The following is a 19,417-nucleotide window of genomic DNA, read 5'->3' as shown; positions in this document are numbered from 1 at the left end:
ACATTGGACCGAACCCGAAGACAGGTCGCGCTAATTGCCAAGACGCAAAGCAGTTCGCGCATTTTTTGGGCCGCAGACGAAACGACAACCAGATGAGAGCCGATGAGCGACGCAGCCCAACCACATTCCGAGATACCCGCAGCACGAGACTATTCGCTGACGGGGGCATCAAGCCGCCACGCCGAAGAGGTCGGGCTTGCCGCGGCCGAATGGTATCACAGCGAGGTTCCGCGCAAGACCATGAAAGCGTTGATGAAACGGCGCGACGGCCCGGCCTTGCGCGACACGGCTATCTGGATCGCGCTGCATGTTATTTTCGCGGCTGGCGGTATTTATTTCTGGGGCTCATGGATCGCTGTGCCGTTCTGGCTGGCCTATGGGGTGATGTATGGCTCGGCAAGCGACAGTCGCTGGCACGAATGTGGCCATGGCACACCGTTTCGCACCCGCTGGATGAACGATGTGGTCTATCACATCGCGTCCTTCCAACTCATCCGAAACCCGGTGAATTGGCGTTGGAGCCATGCCCGCCACCATACGGACACGCTCATTGTCGGGCGCGACCCTGAGATAGCGTGGATGCATCCGATCAACCTGTTTCTGAAGGCGCTGGCTTTTGTTGGGTTTGTAGATACATGGGCCTCGTTCAAGACGCTGGCGCGCAATGCACTTGGTATTCTGTCAGAGGATGAGAAAAATTACATTCCTGAAACCGAATGGCCCAAGGCGGCGTTCTGGGCGCGGGTGCATTTGGCGCTTTTTGCACTTACGGCGCTGGCTGTTCTGCTGATGCTGGCAAATGGCATGGGGTGGAAATCTGCACTCCCGGTCCTGCTGGTCGGCGGGCCGCGCGTCTATGGTTGCTGGCACATGGTGTTGACCGCGTTGTTGCAGCATGGCGGGCTGCCCGAGGATGTGACCGACCACCGCCTGAATTCCCGCACGCTTTACATGAACCCGATCAGCCGGTGGATCTATTGGAACATGAATTATCACATCGAACACCACATGTTCCCGATGGTGCCCTACTATTCGCTTCCTGCCCTGCACGAGGAGGTAAAACATGACCTGCCCGCGCCAAACACCTCGATCTGGGATGGCTATAAAGAGATGATGGGCGCGGTGATGAAGCAACGGAGCGACCCCAGTTACGCGGTGCGGAAAACACTGCCGCCCACCGCGAAACCCTACAACGAATTTTTGCACAAACACGTGCCGGACCGCAGCGATGCGGGCTGATCCCCTCACCCAACCAAGCGGAGCTATACATGCCCTGGATTGACGCAATTGCCGCAGATGATGTCGAAGAAGAAGACGTCATCCGCTGGGACCACGATGACAAGACCTATGTGATCATCCGCAGCCCTGACGACGAATTTTACTGCACAGCCGGTTTGTGCACGCACGAGCATGTTCACCTGTCTGACGGGATGGTGATGGACAACGAAATCGAATGCCCCCGCCACAACGGGATCTTTGACTATCGCACTGGTAAGGCCCTGCGGGCCCCGGCCTGTGAACACCTGAGCACATATGAAACCAAGAAAGAGGGCGATCGGATATTCGTGAACGTGCCGTGAGCCGTAGATTGCCTACTGTCGCTGATCTGCGTGCCCTGAAGGGCAAAAGACAGCTCAGCATGCTGCGCTATTTCACGATCGAAGAGGCCGCCGCCGCGGAAGCCGCCGGCATCGATATCGCTTCGGTGCCGCCTGAAATATTGTTCGATCCACGTTACCGCGATGTTGCACCGTCGATATTTTCGATGACCGGCCAAACCCACACGCAATGCGGCACGCCGCTGGATTATCTGCGTTGGTGCAATGACGCGGTCGAACGCGGGGCGGATGCGCTTTATTGCTCCGGCTCGATGCAGACGGTCGAGATGTTGGCGCGCGAGTATATTCCCGTCGTTGGCCATGTCGGTCTGGTGCCGGCCCGCGCCACATGGACAGGTGGCTATCGTGCCGTTGGTAAAACAGCCGCCGACGCCTTGCGCCTGTTTGACGAAGTAAAGGCTTATGAAAATGCCGGGGCCTTGGCGATCGAGTTGGAAGTGGTGCCAGAAGAAGTGGCGACCGAAATTTCCAAACGTGTCAATATCCTCGTTTGGTCGATGGGTGCCGGCGCGGGCTGCGATGCGCAATATCTCTTTTCCAACGACATCCTTGGCTACACCGAAGGCCGCGTTCCGCGCCACGCCAAGGTCTACCGTGACTTTCAGGCAGAATATGTTCGCCTGCAAAAGGAGAGGATCGCGGCCTTCCAAGAGTTTGTCGCGGATGTGGATAGCGGTGCTTTTCCGCAGGGCGAGCATCTGGTGAAGATGCCGGAAAATGAGTTGGACGCTTTCCGCAACCAACTTGAGACACGGTCTTGAGCGGCACTGGCGCTTTGACATGATTGTTCTTGCTTCTCGGGGTATTCGCCTGGCGTTCGATCCGTCGTTGGGCCAGATCGTTCGGTTTGTGGTAACAGAGGGCGCGCGTGAAATCGCGCCGCTTCATCGTGCGCCTTGGGACGAAACAGGCGAGGTTTTGCCCGATGGATTGCCGCCACATCTCTATCATTTGGGCGGCGATTTTTTCTGTGCGCCTTTTGCCGCGGAGAAGGATGGGGCGCCGCCGCACGGCTGGCCCGCGAATGCCCGCTGGCACTTGCAAAACGCCTCACCGGACCGCTTGTCGGCACGCCTGTCAAAAACGGTTCAAGGGGCGATCGTGACCAAGGAATTGTGGCTGTGCCCCGATCAGCCGTTTGTCTATCAGCGGCACACATTTGTTGGCGGCTTCGGCCGGGTGCCGGTGTCCAACCATGCCAATGTTTCGCTGCCCAATGGCGGGCTGATCCGAACGTCGCCGAAACAGGTTTGGGTGACGCCGCCTACGCCGCTTGAACCCGATGCAGGCAGAGGGCGCTCCGGGCTGACCTATCCCGCAACTTCTACTGATCCAACGGCCTTCCCTGCCGGTGCTGGCACGGCTGATCTGACCCGATATCCATGGTTTGATCGGCATGAGGATTTTGTTTCGGCGGTCGAGGCACCGGGCCACCGCTTGGGCTGGACGGCGGTGACGCGGCCCGCTGAAGGGGATGTGTTCTTGTCGCTGCGCCGCACGGATCAATTGCCGATGACGATGCTGTGGCATTCTAATGGCGGCCGCGACTACGAGCCGTGGTCAGGACGGCATAGGGCGTGTCTGGGTGTCGAAGAGGGCGCGGCGCAGCACATGTTGGGCGAGGATCATGGTCTGCCCTTAACCGGACCGGGAGACTTCAAGCTTCATAATGAATGCGCGATGACGGTCTCGCATGTGATCGGCGCTGTTGCCTGGCCATCGGGATCGGCCATCCGCTCTGTCGAGTTGGCAGGCGGGCAGCTTGTTCTGTGCGGTGAAGACGGCAGCCGCCGTGAGGTGCCTTTTGACAAGGACGCGTTGGAACTGGCCTAAAAGGTCAGCCCCGCGCCTTGTCCCAGATGTCACATAAACGCTGGTAGTTTGCGGCCATCTCCGCTACTGCGTCGGCATCTGATACCGCGCCTTTCATCCAGGCTTCGGCGCTTTTTGCAAAGATGGTTCGCCCCACGGCAAAGCCTTTGACAAGCGGCTGTTTCGCGGCGACTTCAAAGCTCGCGGCAAGTGCCGCCTGGTCTTTGCCAAGCCCAAGAACCACAATGCCCCGGCAGTGCGGATCATTGTCCAAGATCGCCGCGCTGGCCAGATCCCAGGCTTTTGCCGATTGCATCGGTTCAAGTTTCCACCAATCAGGAGAGACGCCAATCTCGTAATACCGCCGGATCAAACGGGCGGTCGTGTCATCGGCGACATCACCAACTTTGGATGGAATGACCTCCAGGAGGAATTCCAGATCATTGCGGCGGCAAGCCGCGAAGAGGCGGGTGATTGTGTCCTCTTGCGCACGCTGAATATCCGCCGGATCGTCCGGATGGCAAAAGCACAAGACTTTGACGACCTGACCGGCCGGCCAAGTATCAAGCCCACCAAAATCGGGCCCCAGTGAGGGTTCTAGCGTCAAGGGCCGCGATCCCGGCCACTCCACCGGGCGCCCAATCCAAAGGCTGCCGCCCGCCGCCTTGTGCAAAGCGGTCTCGCCCAGCCGGTCATCACAAAGAAATCCATATCCATCCTGCCCCCCGGCCACGCGGTGAGCCGCATCAAGGCACAATTCTTTGAACCGGCCGATCTTGTCCGGGGTTGCGCCTTCCAGTTCTTCCAACTGCATGCGGTGATCAAAGGCGAAGACCCGCAGATCCGGCCAGTCGCCGGTTCGGTTGGTGGCCCAATGCACCTGGTTCAATGCGGCGTCGTTGCGCAAATCTGGACGGGTCACGCCGCGCGACAGGAAAAAGCGCAACTCTTGCAAGGAAGGGTAGGCGGGGGTGCAGCCGTGACGCGAGACCGCCAATGCGCCGCAGGCATTGGCGTATGTGATCGCCTGCGCCCAATCCTCCCCATCAAGCCAACCTTTGAGCAAACCGGCCATAAAGCCGTCACCGGCACCCAAGACATTAAACACCTCAATCGGAAAGCCTGGCACAACAGGACCGGCCTCAACATGATCGGGAATATCCCCGGTAAAGGCCACAGCCCCCTTTGCGCCCAGCTTGCACACCAGCGAGGCATCGGATTTGTCCCGCACCGCACGCAGGGCCGCCACGGTGTCTGTTGACCCTCCGGCGATATGAAACTCTTCTTCGGTACCGACGATCAGATCAAACAGATGCAATGTCGTTTGCAGCTTGGCGGTTACCTCGGCACTTTCGACAAAGCGGCTCTCGCCATCCCCATGACCGGCAACACCCCAGAGGTTGGGCCGGTAATCTATGTCCAGCGCAGTTTGCATCCCATCTTCGCGCGCAATCTCCAGTGCCTTGATGGTGGACGCCGCCACTTGTGGATGGCTCAGATGGGTGCCCGAGGCGACCAGCGCACGCGCCTGCCGAATGAAATCGGGATCTATGTCATCGGGCGTCAGCCCCATATCGGCGCAATTCTCGCGGTAGAAAATCAGGGGAAACTGCTCCTTGTCGCGAATGCCCAAGAGAACCAGCCCTGTCAGCCGCTCAGGATCAACCTTAACGCCCGTGGTATCAACGCCAAGCCGCTCAAGTTCTTCGGTGACAAAGCGGCCCATATGTTCATCGCCCACGCCGGTGATCACCGCGGATTTCAGCCCCAGCTTGGCGGTCCCGCAGGCGGTGTTGGTGGGAGAGCCGCCGATGTATTTGCGGAAACTGCGTATATCTTCCAACTTGCCACCGATCTGTGCGCCATAAAGATCGACGGATGACCGTCCGATGGTGATCAGGTCGAGCGTCTTCATAGGTTTGAACTTTCTTCCCGATGAAAACCGGCGTCAGGCCGGCTCACCGTGATTGGCGTTGCACTCAAATGTTTGCGCTACCATTCAAAGTTTTAACCTGCTTGTCTACTGTCTTCGTGGTGGAACCGGAAAAAGCCAACCGTTTCACTCCAGCAAATCCGGATCGCTGTAGCTATCTTGTTTTGACGAATTTTCGCACTCGCAGAAGCTGATCACGCCGAAATGCGTTGGCGGTTTTCGTCGAAGGCAAAGGATTGTCGGTCGTCAAAATCCAACTGAATGCTCTCGCCCACCTGTGTGTTGTCCTGCCCAAAGATCCTCACGGTCAGCGGCTCCTGCTGCGCCGTGGAAACAAGCAGATTGGTATCTCCGCCAAGGCGTTCCACATGGGTGACAGTGCCTTTGATCCGCCCGTCTTTCTGAACACGCAAATACTCAGGGCGGATGCCCAAGGCACCGTTTTGGGGAATAGGCAGTGGCGCTTTGTGCAGGAAATTCATTGCGGGAGAGCCAAGAAACCCTGCAACGAATTGATTGGCGGGGTTATTGTAAAGCTCCATCGGAGAGCCAACTTGCTCAACCTGACCGTCGCGCAACACGACAATCTTGTCGGCCAATGTCATCGCTTCGGTCTGGTCGTGGGTCACATAGATCATCGACGCGCTGAGGGTGCGGTGAAGCTCCGCAATCTCGATCCGGGTGTTCATACGCAAAGCGGCGTCAAGATTGGACAGCGGTTCGTCAAACAGGAACAATTTCGGCTCCCGCACGATGGCGCGTCCGATGGCCACACGTTGCCGTTGACCGCCTGACAGGTCGGACGGGCGGCGATCAACATAGGCACCAAGGTCAAGCATATCGACGGCTTTGCTCACCCGTTCATCAATCACGGCCTTGGGTTGCTTTTCCTGTTTGAGACCCAGCGCCATGTTGTCGCGCACAGTGAGATGCGGATAAAGCGCGTAGGACTGAAACACCATCGCGATGCCGCGTTTGGCGGGGGGGATGTGGTTCACCACGGTGCCGCCGATATCCACCGTTCCACTGGTCGCGTCTTCCAGACCCGCGATGACCCGCAGCAGGGTGGATTTGCCGCAACCGGACGGGCCGACAAACACCACGAACTCACCGTCTTCAACGGTCAGGTTGATGTCCTTCAAAACCTCGACATTCCCAAACGACTTGCAGACATTGGTCAGGGTAAGAGCGGTCATCAGATGTCTCCTAGTTCTATGGGGCGGCCTGTGCGGATGCTTTCGTCCGCTGCCAGACAGATTGCGAGCGATTTTACCGCGTCATTCATGTGGCGTGTGAGGTCGATGTCCTTGTTGATCGCATCAATCATGAAAGCTTGTTCGGCGTCGCACAGACGTTGATGATCTGGCTCATCGGGCAACTCGATCAGGGTATCGCCATCGGCGCGGTGCACCAGCAGACCGCCGACCTTTGTGTGACCATCCACATTATCCGACGCGCCCTTGTTGCTGTCGACAATCGACACGGCGCCCTTGGGCGACACCACATCTTTGACGAAGAAGGCGGTCTCGGACATCATCGGGCCCCATCCGGCCTCGTACCAGCCGACAGAGCCATCGGCGAACCAAACCTGCAACTGGCCATAGTTGTACATGTCCGGCGCAATTTCATCCGAAAGCCGCAGGCCCATGCCGCTTACACGCACGGGCGCGGCATCGGTGATCTGGCACATCACATCGACATAATGCACGCCGCAATCCACGATGGGGCTGGTGTCGCGCATCAACGCCTTGTGGGTTTCCCAAGTGGGGCCGTCCGACTGTTGATTGAGGTTCATCCGGAACACGTAAGGCCCGCCCAGTGCCCGCGCCTCTGTGATCAGGCGCTTCCAGCTGGGGTGGTGGCGCAGGATATAGCCAACAACCACTTTGCGGCCCAGCCTTTTGGCCGTGGCAACGACACGCTCTGCGTCTTCGATGGTGGTGGCCAAAGGTTTTTCGATAAACACATCGGCCCCGGCCTCCATCGCCGCAATGGCATAGCTGGCGTGGCTGTCGGAATAGGTCGCAATGCAGACCAGATCAGGTGCTTGGGCAAGACCTTCTTCAAAGGTGCTCAGGCGTGGATACCCCTTCAATGCGTCGGGCAGCTCGACTTCGGAACGGTTGACCAACCCAACAATCTCGGTGTCCGGATGTGCGTGATAGGCCAGCGCATGACTTTGCCCCATATTGCCGAGACCGGCGACGACGACTTTCATTTGACAGCTCCAGATGTAATGCCGCGGATAAGCTGGCGTGAAAAGATAACGTAAAGAGTCATGACCGGCAGGATCGCGAGCGATAGTGCGGACAGCACCGCATTCCAGTCAGTGACAAATTGCCCGATGAACACCTGGCTGCCAAGAGTTAGGGTTTTGACCTCTTCTGCGGGGGCCAGGATCAGCGGGAACCAAAGATCGTTCCAAATCGGGATCATGTTGAACACAGCCACAGTCGCCATGGCTGGCCGCACCAGCGGTAGCACCAGCCGAAAGAAAATGCGGTACTCGCTCAGCCCGTCAATCCGTCCCGCGTTCTTGAGATCATCACTCACCTGGCGCATGAATTCAGACAGGATGAAAACGGCCAGCGGCAAACCCTGCGCCGTATAGACAAGGATCAACGCCCAGAGCGTATTCACCAACCCGGTTTGCACCATCATTTCGAGAATGGCGACCGTACCGATCCGGATCGGGATCATAATGCCAAGGGCCAGGTATAGGCCCATAATCATGTTCCCCTTGAACCGGTATTCGGCCAATGCAAAGGCGGCCATCGCCCCGAACAGAAGAATAAAGAACAGTGATCCGACGGTGACGATCATCGAGTTCTGGAAGTAGAGAAAGAAATCCCCCTGTTTCAGCACGGTCTCATAACCAATCAGTGAGAAACTGTCGGCGCTGGGCAATGCTAGCGGTTCGCGAAAGATCGCCTTGCGGGTCTTGAAGCTGTTGATGACGATCACAAAAACAGGGAAGAGCGCGATCAACGTGTAGAGGATCAACGCGCCATGGGCGGCAACGGTGTTCAGGCGGTTCTGGCGGGCGGCGTTCATGACGGTCTCCTCAGAACTGATAGCGGCGCATGCGTGACTGGATACCAAAGAGGTACAGGCACACACCGACAAGGATGATGGCGAACATGGCTGATGCGATTGTGGACCCCATGTGAGGATCGCCCAGTTGCAGCTGGAAGCCAAAGAAGGTGCGATACATAAATGTGCCAAGAATATCGGTGCTGAAATCCGGCCCGGCCAGCGCCCCTTGCGCGGCATAGATCAGATCAAAAGCGTTGAAGTTGGCAACGAAGGTCAGGATCGAGATGATCCCGATGGATGGCAGGATCAGCGGGAGCTTGATCTTCCAGAATGCAGAGAGACCCGTGATGCCTTCGACTTCGGCAGCTTCGAGGATCTCGTCAGGGATCGACAGAAGCGCGGCATAGATCAGCATCATCGGGATCCCGACGAACTGCCAGACAGAGACCAGCGATAGGGTGGTCAGTGCATAGGCTTCCTTGCCCAGCCAAGGAGCATAAAGCGATTTCAGCCCTATCGCATCCAGCATGCCCGGCGCGATGCCCCATATGGGCGACAGGATGAGTTTCCAGGCGAAACCGACAATCACAAAGCTGAGGATGGTCGGGATGAAGATGGCAGAGCGATAGAAACTGGCAAAGCGTAATTTGGGGTGGCTCAGGATTGCGGCCAATGCCACCCCGATGGGGTTTTGCACCAGCATGTGAATGATGAAGAACCAGAAGTTATTGCCAAGCGCATTCCAGAACTGGTTGGACCAAACGGTTTCGCCAAAAAGCGTCTGGAAGTTCTGCAAGCCGACGAACACCCGTTCCTGATCAATTTCGGTGAACAGTGACAGACGAAGCGTGTTGAACAGCGGGTAAATCATCACCGCCGTATAGACCAGCACGGCAGGGGCAAGGAAAACGACAATGTGCCAGCGAAACTTTGGACGCGAAGGTTGGTCTGACATGGTGATCTCCTGACAATCCGGTGGACGGCGACACGGTATTGCGAATGGAACGATTGGGGCAGAAAGTGATTGCCCGATCGGCGGCGAATTCAACCCGGCGATACCCTCAATGGATTGACCGGGTCGAACAGGGGGGCTTGCCCCGGCTGGAAGGACGCCGGGACAAAGCGGGCTGTCTTAGCCTTTTATTGCTGAGGCGCGTACCAGCTGGCCAGACCCTCTTGCAGGCGCGCACCGGCGGCCTCTGGAGTTTCTTCGCCTTTGATAACGGCCACGGAGGCATTCCATGTATCGTTTTCAAGGTTGGGCGTTCCGCGCGAGAGAACCTGGTAGGTTGAGCGGATGGTGCTTTCACACTGGCCGCGCCATGAGATGAACTCTTGCGCCAGCGGGTCTTCCAGCTCGACCGGGGCCGATGACAATGGGAAGAAGCCGGGCAGGGCGTTGGCAAAGATGGTCGCGAACTCGGACGAGCCAACCCAGTTCAGGAAGGTTTCCGCCGCTTCCTTGTTGGGTGTTGCGGCGTTCATGCCAATACCGATGTCCGTGTGATCCGAAATATAGCAGGTATCACCGGCATTCTGGACTGGTGGGTAAAAGGCGCCCATCTCGAAATCTGCCTGCCCGTTGAAGCCGGAGATTTCCCATGAACCGGTCGGATAGATCGCCGCGCGGCCAAGGGTAAAGATGTTCTGGCTGTCCGGATATGTTTGCGCCTCATAACCATCACCCAGATAGGCACCCCATTTTGCCAGCTGGCGGTATGGTGCAACCCAGGCCTCATCCGTCAGCTTCTGATCGCCAGAAAGAAGCGCCAGACGGCCCTCTTCACCTTTCCAGTAATTCGGACCGATGTTGTTGTAGCCCATGGTCGCAGCTTCCCACTGATCGTTGGTGCCCATTGCCATCGGGATGTAGTTGCCGTCTTCCTTGATCTTGTCGAGGACCGCAAAGAATTCGGCTTCGGTGGTTGGAACCTCGACACCGACCTCTTCGAAAGCTTCTTTGTTGTAGATGAAGCCGTGGATCACCGAGGCCATCGGCACGCAGAATTGAACGGAAGCGTCATCCGTGCTCCAGCCAGACTTGGCAACAGGCGAAAAGTTGGCCATGCCCTCAAGTCCGCTGATGTCGGCCAGGTGGCCGGCTTCATATAATGCAAGCGAGGCGTCGAAAGGGCGGCAGGTGATGATGTCACCGGCAGAGCCCGCATCAAGTTTGGAATTCAGCACTGCGTTGTATTCTGCGGGGGCGGAGGGGGTGAAATTCAGCTTGATGCCGGGGTGTGCGGCCTCGAACGCGGGAATGATCTTGTCTTGCCAGATGGCAAGATCGTCATTGCGCCAGCTTTCGATAGTCAGTGTCACATCCTCGGCCGAGGCTGCGCCTGCGATGAGTGTCGAGGCCAGCATGGCACCGATCAGATTGGATTTTTTCATGGTCTTCTCCCTGGTTAGACGATTGCGTCTTTGTTTGATGTTATGGATTGCAGGCAAGGCCCGAGCTGACCGTCATGCGCGAGCAAAAGGTTCTTGGCCTCTTGTGCAGAACAGCCAGACGCCACCAAAATGGCCTGCTTGGTGTTGCCGTTGCTGTCATGCAACGCGGTCTTGGCGATTTCGGAAGGCACGCCGGCGATGTTGGTAATGATGCCAGTCGCGCGCTGCACGAGTTTGGCGTTGTCTGCGACAACGTTAACCATCTGCCCTTGATAAACATGACCCAAACGGATGCCCATCATCGATGACAACATGTTTAACGCGGCCTTTTGCGCCGTGCCTGCCCCAAGGCGGGTCGACCCGGCAATGGCTTCGGGCGGCGTTTGCAGGCAGATCGGCATATCCGCGATCTTCAGCAGCGGTGATGCCGGGTTGTTGGCGATGGCGATCACCGTAGCACCCTTTGCCTTGGCTGATTTCGCGGCAGTCACGGCAAAGGGGGTTGATCCGCTGGCACTTATTACGATGGCGGTATCGCCCTTCTTGATGTTCTGGGTGGCCAGCTCTGCGGCCTGCGTGTCGTCTTCGGTGTTGCCGGGCATGCTGGCATCTGTCGGGATGCCGCCTGCCATGTGAATTTGGATCGATGATGGGGGGATACCGAAGGTCCCGGGCAGCTCGCACCCATCGGCGAGGGCCATAAGGCCGGAGCTGCCAGCCGCGATGTAGATAAGAGAGTTGCCGGTCCGAATGGTCGCAGCCATCGTTTCTGACGCATCCGCCAGGGTGGGCAATGCGGACCTGACCGCGTCGAGCGCAGCCATCTGGCCATCCAGAAGTGCCTGAGTCGCAGCATGCGGTGAAAGCATGTCAATCGCGCCTATCTGGGGCAGTTGTTCAGTGGTTGGTGGCGGCATTCGAATCTCCCTGCCTAATCTAATACCTTTTAGATACCTTTTGTCTACCATTTAATTCTTGATCGGAGGATTGCGGGATTATAATACCAACCACATGCTTATATGCCCATATAGGTCTTTCCTTTTTCTAAATAGGTATTATAAAGGTATCTTATGGTAGATCTTGCATCAAAGCATGTAACGGACTTGCAGCGCGGCACCTGTGCTTGTCATTTTGCCGGGATTGAGTGCGCGCGTCGAACTGGCGCAGCCCTCCATCTGGTCAAGTCATCTGCCCCTGAAATGCGAAGGAGCTTCGGATGAGCATCACTGAATTTCTCGCGCCGCATAACTGGTTGGAGCCAGGCGGAGGGCCGCGGTATTTGCAACTGCGTCAACGGCTCAGCGATGGTGTGGATCAGGGCTTGCTCAAGGCGGGCAGCTCCCTGCCTCCGGAGCGTGAAATTGCAACAATCACCGAATTATCCCGCGTGACGGTTCGCAAGGCGATCCATGCCCTCGCCGAGGATGGTATAATCGTTCAAAAGCAGGGCTCGGGGTCATTTGTCGCCTCGGATACCCCGCAAATCGAACAATCCCTATCGCGGCTGACTTCCTTTAGTGAGGATATGTCCCGGCGCGGCATGGAATCCTCCAGCATCTGGCTTGAGCGGGGCATCTTTATGCCATCCCCCGACGAAGTGCTTGCCCTTGCTTTGTCTCCGGATGCATCCGTGTCTCGCATTGCGCGGCTCAGAACCGCTGACAACAAACCCATGGCGATCGAACGCGCGTCACTGTCTACCGAAATGCTGCCCAATCCGCTTTTGGTCAAAACCTCACTTTACGAAGTGCTTGCGGAAACGGGCCTGCGTCCGGTCCGGGCCTTGCAGAAAATTTCGGCGATCAACCTCGAGGAGGACAACGCCAGACTTCTGGAGGTTGAGCCGGGTATGGCCGGTCTGAGCATCGAGCGAACGTCGTATCTTGCGGACGGACGCACTGTCGAATTCACCCAATCCATCTATCGCGGAGACGCCTACAATTTTGTGGCCGAGCTTCGACTTGCAAAAGAATAGGACGTCCAATGTCTGCCTCTCAAACACAAATGCGCCGTGAAGTGCTCGAAATTCCTGTTGCTGTGGACCGTTTGTTGCAAAATGGCGGCGCTGATATTGCCCGCGCTGCGGATGCAATGCGCGCCTGTGCGCCTGCCTTTGTGGTCAGTGTCGCGCGGGGGTCTTCTGACCACGTTGCAACCTATCTCAAATATGCGTCAGAGTTGCTGATGGGCACGCCCATCGCCTCTATCGGCCCATCGGTCGCCTCGATCTATCACCGCAAGCTGGCCCTTGATGGCTCTGTTTGCCTGTCCGTGTCGCAATCGGGCAAAAGCCCTGACATCGTGCAGATGGCCAAGATGGCACGCGAAGGCGGGGCCTTGTCCATCGCCATGACCAACGACCCTGCCAGCCCATTGGCGCAGGTGTCGGATCACACGTTGAATCTGCACGCGGGGCCGGAGCTGAGCGTCGCAGCCACAAAAACATTCGTCAACTCGGCCGTCGCTGGCATTTGGTTGCTGGCAGAATGGGCCGAGGATGACGCACTCCGCTCCGCCATTCGGAACCTGCCCGCGGCATTGGAAAAGGCCGTCAGAAACGACTGGCCCGAAGTCCGAGAGGCCCTGGCCGGACGCAGCTCCATCTTTTGCCTTGGGCGGGGAACAACCAACGCCATCTCGAATGAGGCGGCTTTGAAATTCAAGGAAACTTGCCAGATCCACGCTGAATCCTACTCCTCTGCCGAAGTGCTGCACGGTCCGGTTTCCATTGTGGATGGCGGGTTCCCCGTGATTGCCCTGGGTGCAAAAGACGAGGCCGAAACCGCGCTGGCCGCCGTCGCGGATGAGATCGCAGCCAAGGGTGCCACTGTTTTTGCCACAAGCGACAAGGTGCAAAAGGCGACCCCTTTGCCAGCTGTCAGAACCGGCCACGCGCTGACCGATCCCATTGCCCTGATCGCAAGTTTCTATGCAATGGTTGAACAAACTGCGGCGGCACGCGGCATCAATCCAGACACACCGCGTCATCTGAAAAAGGTGACCGAAACGGTATGACCCGCATAACCAAGGCCTTTGTCGGCGCAAAAATCCATGACGGTCGAAAGCTGTATGCCGATCACGCGCTTGTGGTCGGGAAGGGGGATCTTCTGAGCGTGCGACCGAAGGGCAGCCTTCCGCAGGGATGCCCCACACACGTGCTGAAGGGCGGGATCGTTATGCCCGGCTTTGTGGATTTGCAGGTCAATGGCGGCGGCGGGGTGATGTTCAATGATGATCAATCAGTCCGCGCGTTGCGCACCATTGCACAGGCTCATCAGGCGACAGGCACAGCCGCGATATTGCCCACCCTGATTACCGACACGATTGAGCGGACCCGCAAGGCAATGGACGCCGTGGAACAGGCCATCGCAGATGGCGTCGGCGGTATTGTCGGCATTCATCTTGAGGGGCCTCATCTGTCCGTTGCCCGCAAAGGTGCCCACGATCCAAATCTAATCCGAACCATGACGGATGAAGATCTCGCTATCCTGCAAGACGCGGCAGATCGGTTGCCCAATGTGATGGTCACACTTGCCCCGGAAAACGCAACCAGCGACCAGATCAAAATCCTGTCTGACGCCGGGATCGTTGTATCGCTTGGTCACACAGACGCCGATTTTGCCACCTGCATGGGCGCGTTTGATGCAGGCGCGCGCTGTGTGACGCATCTGTTCAATGCAATGAGCCAGATGGGAAACCGCGAACCGGGTCTGGTCGGTGCAACCCTTGTCCGCGATGACATATGCGCAGGCCTCATTGCGGACGGCATCCATGTGCATCCGGCGACCATCCGCGCGGCCTTGGCCGCCTGCGACCACTCCGAACGGATTTTTCTGGTGACGGATGCAATGGCAACAGCGGGTTCTTCCATCCAGAAGTTTTCCATCAACGGACGTGACGTGTTCCGAAAAGATCAACGCCTCACTCTGGCCGATGGCACATTGGCAGGGGCCGATCTTGAAATGCCCCGCGCGATTGCGGTGATGAGGGAGCAGGTCGGCGACAGCGAAACACTGGCAATCCGCAGGGCAACATCAGCTCCGACCGCTCTGCTCAGGGAGCCGGGGCAATTTGGTCGGCTTGCGAAGGGGCTGGAGACAGTTGTCCATTGTAATGACGATTTCACTTCGATCAGCAGACTGCACATGAAAGATCCGGCACTCGCATAAGGGCAACACAGCCGAAGGCCCGTTATATCCAGTCCTTGAGAGTTTCCTGCTCCACGGCTGACTGCGATCCACAAAACGAAAGAACTGGGGATGGTGTCCCGCCCCGTCATCACCGCCAGGTTTTGACTGGGAAAGACCTGTCCGCGGGGAGGCATATTGACCCCGTTCTGACGAATGAGCGCCATTATTATGGCCAAATTCTCGTCTACTTGTCGGCGTTGGAAAGTTCTATCTCAGGAGATATCCATGGTCGCTCGTAGTCTATACGCCATCGACAGTGAAGCATTGAAAGTGACGTATTCCAGAACGCAAAGCGTTGGGGATAATGTCATCAACAATTCGGATTCTCCGAACGGAACCCAATATGCCTTTGGCACAGGATATTCGACACGGCAGGTCATTGTCGATGATCGCGGCGGCAATGCCGACAGGCTAGAGGATGACAACCATTGGAACCATGTTGTTATTGATGGCAAGGGACTGGTCAGCAATGGAACCGGGATCGAGGCGGAATCCGTCATTCAGCTGCGCGAGCTGACAGACGCAGGTACACCGACCGGCCCGGTCATCAACATCTATGTTCTTTCTCAAAACGGCGTCACCAGAGACATCTGGGGATTTGCGACCGATACCCTGTTGGAGCCGGGCACCAACTATCAAAAGGTTGGCGGCAGCAACATCGGGTCGACCGACTATGCAAACTATCAAACGCCTTGGCTCGTTACCGTTGACGGGACAAACCAAGATGACGTCATGGAAAGCGAATATACGGACCGTCAGGGGGACCAGATTGACGGCACCGACGGCACCAACGAAGCCATCTATGGCTATAGCGGTAATGATTACATCGACGGTGGAAAAGGCACGGATACCCTGTTCGGGGGCACTGGGTCGGACACGCTGATCGGGGGCGCCGGGGCAGATGAACTGGACGGCGGCATTGGGTCTGACGTCGCGGATTACAGCAGCTCCGATGCCGGGGTGACTGTCGATCTGGAAGAGGGCACCGGAACAGGCGGCGAGGCGGAAGGTGATACCCTCACGGATATTGAAAATCTGAAAGGGTCGCGGTTCAACGATGTCTTGACCGGTGATCGCAATGACAACGTCATTGAAGGCGGCTCTGGCCATGACACTCTGAAAGGTGGCGAAGGCGATGACACGCTGCATGGTGATGGCGGCAATGATTATATCGACGGCGGCAGCAACAACGACAGCTTGACCGGCGGGTATGGCAGAGACACGCTGCGCGGCGGGGATGGCAACGACACGCTGGACGGCGGCTCTGGAAACGACATTCTTGATGGCGGCAGCCAGAACGACAATCTTTCCGGTGGATCTGGAACTGACACGTTGCGTGGGGGTGACGGCAACGACACGCTGGACGGTGGCAGTGACAATGACAGCCTTGATGGAGGTGAGGGCAGAGACCACCTGTCCGGTGGCGATGGCGCAGATACGCTTGATGGCGGCACGGGCAACGACACTCTCATCGGGGATGAGGGCGACGATAGCCTTTCGGGCGGCGACGGCGATGATTTGCTGATGGGTGGCGATGGCGATGACACCCTTGATGGTGGCATGGGCGAGGACATCTTGGTTGGCGGCCGCGGCGCTGACAGCTTTGTGATCGAAAAGGCCGATTTCTCTCCTCTTGGCAACTCAGAAGAAGTGTCCAACGCCATCCTGCGTTCAAATCTCTCGGATCTCAGAGGTTGGGCCGCCAAGAAGGCGCATGACCCCTCTTCGAACGACACTCCTGATTTTCAGGCGACTTCGCTTGATGTTCAATCCATTGGTGCCGCCGTGCGTGACGCAGCACCTGCAGATCTCGATGACATAACCGTCGAAGCGATTGCCACATTGGTTGAGACCACGATAACCGGAATGGTTCTGACCAACCCTCTTGGCCACCTTGATGCCATAGATGTGTCCAAAGACATAAGTGATCTCCTGAAACCGATCTATGGCGACAGAACCGCAAAGCGGATCGAGGATGCCGTCGCGGAGGACATCGACCAGCAATACAATGATCTTGCTGACCAACAAAACCCATCTGCAATTGGCAGGCAGGACATCCTCGATCTGGCAAAGGACGTCACCATTGAGGATTTCGAGATCGGAACCGATATGTTGGTTCTGTCGTCACACGACTATCTTGGGGCCATGGGGCTGTCGACGAATGACGTGAAGATCACCGACACGATCGGCAATGGCAGGGGCGATGCCGTCCTGAACCTGCCTGATGGTTCGACCATCACGTTGAAAGGCATCGATCCTGCATCGCTCGACCCTGAAACGCTTGAGACCATGGGGTTTTTCGCCTCCAATGACACAAGCGACTTTCAGAACAAATTTCTCACCGATGCGGGCAAGATCTATGGCGGCGGGGGCGATGATGAACTTGTCGGGTCTTCCAACAACGAAGAAATTTCCGGCGGCACGGGGGCCGATGTCGTCTTTGGCGGCGGCGGTGCGGACACGATCCATGGCGGCAGCGGATCGGACTTCATCGAAGGTGGTGATGGCGATGACGTACTCTACACCGGTACGGGCGACGATACGCTCGTCGGCGGTGAGGGTAACGATATTCTGAACAACTCCTCCGGCGATGACAGCCTTGTTGGCGGCGTTGGCGATGACAAGCTGGTTGCCTCGGCAGGTGACGATACCCTCGAAGGGGGCGCAGACAACGATACGCTGATTGGCGGGATCGACGATGATAGCCTGGATGGCGGCTCCGGTGATGACGTCCTCATGGGCGACTTCGAGACCACGGGTCTGGTCGAGCCGAACCTGCTTTTCGCTTATGAATATTACGAGCTGGACGGCGCAAGTTCGCTCAACAGTTTTGCGGATGCCGGTTTCACATCAGGGACTGAAAACGACAACCCCCCCGATGGCGAAGGCGTTGTACAAAGCATTGACCCCGCTGCAATCGACGCCTTCCATGGCGGCAACGGCGATACCTTTGCGGTCAAACTGTCGACCACCCTGACGGTCACCAACGCTGGCTCTTATTCCTTTGGTGTGTCCGCTGATGATGGCGCACATATCTATATCGACGGCGTATCGCTGATCGAAATCACCGGTTCGGGATCAAGTGCGTCGGCGTCCACCCCATTGGACGCAGGTGAGCACCTCATCGAAATTCTCTATTTCGACCAGAGCGGCGCCGAAACACTGAGCGTGGATTTGACCGGGCCGGATACAGGCGGCGTGCCTATCGGATTGGAAAGCGCCAACCTGTCCACATCTTTCGACGATGTCCTGATCGGTGGCACCGGCAACGACACGATCACCGGCGGTCTGGGCAACGATACGTTTGTCTACAACGTAGGTGATGGTGCCGACACGATTACCGATTTCAACGCCGGCAACACCGGATCAATTGCCGATGACGACAGCACCAACAACGACTTCATCGACCTGAGCGGCTATTATGACAGACTGTCGGAACTTTACGCTGACCAAGCGGATGACGGCATCCTCAACCAATCCAACGATGGCGTTGGCAAGGTGGACTACAGCGACAACACCAGTTTTGGCACAGGATCGCTGACCTTCACCGGCGCAAGCAGCAACAATTCGTTCTTCACTGCGGACAACACCGGTGTGGTCTGTTTCACATCCGGGACCAGCATTCGAACCCCCAAAGGCGATGTGCTGATCGATGATCTGCGTATTGGGGATCTGGTGTGCACCATGGACAATGGGCCACAGCCCGTCCGTTGGATCGGGCAACGCGAGGTGAGTTCCAAAGAGCTTGCCGCGGACGTGAGATTGCGGCCTGTTTTGATCCCTCAAGGTATGCTTGGGGCCGAACGCGACCTCTTGGTGTCCCGCCAGCACGCAGTGCTCGTTGACGGTGACCGTTTGGCCAGAGCCATCCACCTGACCGGCGCCAAAGGCCTGCCAGCACGGATCGCGCACGGGAAAAAGCAAGTCACTTACATTCACCTGATGTTCGATGAACACCAAATCGTATTTGTCGAAAACGTGCCATCCGAAAGCTTCTACCCAGGCGCAAACGCGGTCAAAATGCTGACCGAGGGCGCATTGGAGGACTTGCTTCAGGTTCTCCCTGAACTCTCGACCGCAAACAGCCCCGAAGACATTAAGCGTATCTACGGCCCGACAGCGCGACCCATTGTTGGCCTCGAAGAATTGACGGATGTCGAATGCAATGCTTGTGGGGATGGCAATCCGCCGCCTGCAAAGCGGAATGAAGATCAAAGAAGGTTTGCTGCTTAACGGTGAGCACACCAAAGCTGCCAGATGCCGTGGCGGTGTTCCGGTGACAGATGTCCTTGGAAGCAGAGGCCACCTGAACTGGGACAGAGCTGTGCGCATAAGGTTGGGATGGTTTTTCTTCATGCCGTTTCCCCGCAACTGAAACGGCGGCTTGGCCCAAATGCCACAGAACCTTTGGCTGCAGTCACAATCCTGAGGTT

At 57.3% G+C, this 19,417-nt stretch carries 15 protein-coding genes; 8 read left to right on the top strand and 7 right to left on the bottom strand.

All coding sequences use genetic code 11. The annotated features are described in order from the left end of the window. Positions 1–102: 102 nt before the first annotated feature. The 4 genes from K3754_RS15495 to K3754_RS15480 are packed head-to-tail and all read left to right on the top strand — an operon-like array spanning position 103 to position 3,452. Positions 103–1,239 (top strand): fatty acid desaturase, encoded by a 1,137-nt coding sequence (locus K3754_RS15495; RefSeq protein WP_259938413.1) that lies wholly within the window; start codon positions 103–105, stop codon positions 1,237–1,239. A 29-nt stretch (positions 1,240–1,268) separates the two neighbouring features. Then, positions 1,269–1,580, top strand: a complete 312-nt coding sequence (locus K3754_RS15490) for a MocE family 2Fe-2S type ferredoxin (RefSeq protein ID WP_203210243.1) — start codon at positions 1,269–1,271, stop codon at positions 1,578–1,580. Further along, positions 1,577–2,380: a 3-methyl-2-oxobutanoate hydroxymethyltransferase gene (locus K3754_RS15485; protein ID WP_259938411.1), complete on the top strand. Its 804-nt coding sequence runs from the start codon at positions 1,577–1,579 to the stop codon at positions 2,378–2,380. Before K3754_RS15490 ends, K3754_RS15485 begins: the two co-directional genes overlap by 4 nt. Before the next feature lie 19 nt (positions 2,381–2,399). Continuing rightward, positions 2,400–3,452 carry a hypothetical protein gene (locus tag K3754_RS15480; protein ID WP_259938410.1) on the top strand — a complete coding sequence of 351 codons (1,053 nt, stop codon included), beginning with the start codon at positions 2,400–2,402 and terminating at the stop codon, positions 3,450–3,452. Between the two features lie 4 nt (positions 3,453–3,456). Here K3754_RS15480 and iolC read toward each other — a convergent pair whose 3' ends face one another. The 7 genes from iolC to K3754_RS15445 all read right to left on the bottom strand — a co-directional run bounded on the left by iolC (position 3,457) and on the right by K3754_RS15445 (position 11,711). After that, the gene (iolC, locus tag K3754_RS15475; RefSeq protein ID WP_259938409.1) at positions 3,457–5,346 is read right to left on the bottom strand and encodes a bifunctional 5-dehydro-2-deoxygluconokinase/5-dehydro-2-deoxyphosphogluconate aldolase; all 1,890 of its coding nucleotides are present in this window, start codon (positions 5,344–5,346) and stop codon (positions 3,457–3,459) included. 212 nt (positions 5,347–5,558) lie between these two features. Next, positions 5,559–6,560, bottom strand: a complete 1,002-nt coding sequence (locus K3754_RS15470) for an ABC transporter ATP-binding protein (RefSeq protein WP_259938408.1) — start codon at positions 6,558–6,560, stop codon at positions 5,559–5,561. Further along, on the bottom strand, positions 6,560–7,582 hold the full coding sequence (locus K3754_RS15465; RefSeq protein WP_259938407.1) for a Gfo/Idh/MocA family protein: 1,023 nt from the start codon (positions 7,580–7,582) through the stop codon (positions 6,560–6,562). The genes K3754_RS15470 and K3754_RS15465 overlap by 1 nt, the downstream gene beginning before the upstream one ends. Continuing rightward, positions 7,579–8,418 carry a carbohydrate ABC transporter permease gene (locus K3754_RS15460; RefSeq protein ID WP_203210248.1) on the bottom strand — a complete coding sequence of 280 codons (840 nt, stop codon included), beginning with the start codon at positions 8,416–8,418 and terminating at the stop codon, positions 7,579–7,581. The genes K3754_RS15465 and K3754_RS15460 overlap by 4 nt, the downstream gene beginning before the upstream one ends. A 10-nt stretch (positions 8,419–8,428) precedes the next feature. Continuing rightward, a complete protein-coding gene (locus tag K3754_RS15455; protein ID WP_259938406.1) occupies positions 8,429–9,355 on the bottom strand; it encodes a carbohydrate ABC transporter permease in 927 nt (308 codons plus the stop codon). 185 nt (positions 9,356–9,540) lie between these two features. Then, the gene (locus K3754_RS15450; protein WP_259938404.1) at positions 9,541–10,794 is read right to left on the bottom strand and encodes an ABC transporter substrate-binding protein; all 1,254 of its coding nucleotides are present in this window, start codon (positions 10,792–10,794) and stop codon (positions 9,541–9,543) included. 14 nt (positions 10,795–10,808) lie between these two features. Then, entirely contained in the window at positions 10,809–11,711 is a 903-nt protein-coding gene (locus tag K3754_RS15445; protein ID WP_259938402.1) for an N-acetylmuramic acid 6-phosphate etherase, read from the bottom strand. A gap of 299 nt (positions 11,712–12,010) precedes the next feature. On the opposite strand from K3754_RS15445, the gene K3754_RS15440 reads away from it, so the two are divergent. From K3754_RS15440 to K3754_RS15425, 4 genes are all read left to right on the top strand, one after another. Next, positions 12,011–12,769 (top strand): GntR family transcriptional regulator, encoded by a 759-nt coding sequence (locus K3754_RS15440; RefSeq protein ID WP_203210252.1) that lies wholly within the window; start codon positions 12,011–12,013, stop codon positions 12,767–12,769. Positions 12,770–12,777: 8 nt separating this feature from the next. Next, positions 12,778–13,809, top strand: a complete 1,032-nt coding sequence (locus tag K3754_RS15435) for an SIS domain-containing protein (protein ID WP_259938400.1) — start codon at positions 12,778–12,780, stop codon at positions 13,807–13,809. Continuing rightward, positions 13,806–14,963 carry an N-acetylglucosamine-6-phosphate deacetylase gene (gene nagA / locus K3754_RS15430; RefSeq protein ID WP_259938398.1) on the top strand — a complete coding sequence of 386 codons (1,158 nt, stop codon included), beginning with the start codon at positions 13,806–13,808 and terminating at the stop codon, positions 14,961–14,963. The genes K3754_RS15435 and nagA overlap by 4 nt, the downstream gene beginning before the upstream one ends. A gap of 246 nt (positions 14,964–15,209) precedes the next feature. Further along, positions 15,210–19,217, top strand: a complete 4,008-nt coding sequence (locus tag K3754_RS15425; RefSeq protein ID WP_259938396.1) for a Hint domain-containing protein — start codon at positions 15,210–15,212, stop codon at positions 19,215–19,217. Positions 19,218–19,417 lie beyond the last annotated feature (200 nt).

It is taken from the genome of Sulfitobacter sp. M368 (genome assembly GCF_025141875.1).
Taxonomy (GTDB): domain Bacteria; phylum Pseudomonadota; class Alphaproteobacteria; order Rhodobacterales; family Rhodobacteraceae; genus Sulfitobacter; species Sulfitobacter mediterraneus_A.
This window is presented reverse-complemented; position numbering and strand designations above follow the sequence as displayed.